Consider the following 2,000-nt stretch of genomic DNA (forward strand, 5'->3'; position numbering starts at 1 on the left):
GCGTCGCGGACCTTGGCCTGATCCTCGGGACGGCCCCGGTCGAGCAGGCGGCGCGAGCCGGTCAGCAGGTTGGCGATCGCCGACAGCGGCTGGTTCAGTTCGTGGGCCAGGGTCGAGGCCATCTCGCCCATGGCGGTCAGGCGCGAGACATGGACCAGCTCGGTCTGCAGGTCGCGCAGCCGGGCCTCCGTGTGCTGGCGCTCGGTCAGGTCGCGGATGAAGCCGGTGTAGAACGGCCGCGAGCCCCGCGTTTCGCCGACCGCCAGCTCCATGGGGAAGGTCGAGCCGTCCTTGCGCTTGCCCACCACCACGCGGCCGGCGCCGATGATCCGCTTCTCGCCGGTCTGGGCGTAGCGGCTCAGGAAGCCGTCGTGGCTGGCGTGGTCCGGCTCGGGCATCAGCAGGCTGACATTGCGGCCGATCGCCTCGCCGGCGCTCCAGCCGAACAGCCGCTCGGCGGCGGGGCTGAACGAGGTCATCACGCCGACGGGATCGATGACAATCACCGCGTCGGGCGCCGAGTCGAGGATCGACTGCAGGTGATGGGTCATGGCCGCCGCGCGTGAGCGGGCGGCGTGGAACCAGCCGCCGCCGACCGACATGCCGAAGCCGATCATCACGAACACCAGGCTGGACAGGGCCGTGGCCTGGTCCGGCGTCCCGCGCACCTTCAGCAGCCACACCGCCCCGGCCGCCAGCACGGTGGCGAACAGGCCCGGCGCCAGGCCGCCGACCGCGGCGCTGATCAGCACCGCCGGCACGAACAGCAGGAAGGCCGAGGGGGCAGTGAAGCCGGGAGGCAGGGCCAGCTGGATCAGGGCGCAGGCCACGACCGTGGCCAGGGCCGCCAGATAGGCCCGGGGCCTCAGGTCGCTGTGCAGCGTCCCGGCCGAAACCGTGGTCATCACGTGATAGCGGTCTCCGCTGCGCAAGGTCGGCTACCCTATAGCCCTTGGCGGAGAGATTGGCAGTTCCTGATCGCACAGGGCGCGCGGCGCGGGACGATGGCTGACCAGCACCAGGCCCTGGCCGGTGCGCTTGAGGCGGGCGTCCAGGCGCTCGACGACCAGCGCCTCGGTCGCGGCGTCCAGGCCCTCGGTGGGTTCGTCCAGCAGCAGCCACGGGGCGTCGCGCAGCAGGGCGCGGRCCAGGGACAGCCGCCGCCGCTCGCCGCCCGACAGCCGCTCGCCGTTCTCGCCGATCCAGGTGTCCAACCCTTGCGGCAGGGCGCGAACCCGGGCCTCCAGCGCGGCGTCGGCCAGGGCGTCCCACAGGGCCTCATCGGGGTGAGCGCCGGCCAGGGCCAGGTTGGCGCGGACCGTGCCGGCGATCATCGCGGCGTCCTGGGGGGCGTGGGCGAAGGCCGCGCGGGTTCGTGCGGCTGGCTCCTGGCCGCCACACGACAGCCGCTCATTCGGGCTTGGAGCGCGCAGGCCCAGCAGGCGTTCCAGCACCGTGGTCTTCCCGCAGCCCGAGCGGCCTGTCAGGACCAGACGAGAACCGGGTTTGAGTGTGAGATCGCCGAACCCAAGGCTGGGGCGATCCGGCGAGGCCTCGGCGCTCGCCGCGCTCGGCGCATGCCTCAGGACCGCATCCAGCCGCGCCGCCGCCGCATCCGCCCCGGCCTCCTGCTCGAACGCCTTGCCGACCCCCGCCAAGCCTTCCAGCGCCATGGCGGCGGCCAGGCCGGCCATCGCCGCCAGGGGCGTCGCGGCGTCGCGGGCGAAGGCCAGGACCCCGGCGACGGCGAGGCCCAGGATCGCGCCCTGCAGCACCATCAGCCAGCCTGCCGCGGCGACGGCGTCTTGCTTGAGGGCGTCCAGACGCGCGCCCTTTGCGGCGATCTCGGCGGCGGCGCGGTCCTGGACGCCATAGACCCGCAGCTCCGGCGCGGCGGCGGCATAGGCGGCGAGGGYGTCCTTCAGGTCGCCGGCGGCCTGCTGGATCGCGGGGCCGGCCTCGGCGGTCAGGCGAYGGGCCAAGGCGCGGCCGCCCAGCAC

General features: G+C 74.0%; 2 protein-coding genes. Both read right to left on the reverse strand.

From position 1 onward, the window contains the following. A partial coding sequence (locus AC1DZ6_RS24255; protein ID WP_477099661.1) for a PAS domain S-box protein occupies positions 1–932 on the reverse strand: 932 nt, incomplete at its 3' end. Positions 933–938: 6 nt separating this feature from the next. Further along, positions 939–2,000, reverse strand: a 1,062-nt coding sequence (locus AC1DZ6_RS24260; RefSeq protein WP_477099662.1) for an ATP-binding cassette domain-containing protein, incomplete at its 5' end; no start/stop codon positions are given.

The sequence above is a fragment of the Caulobacter sp. P1_B12_2 genome (genome assembly GCF_056406675.1).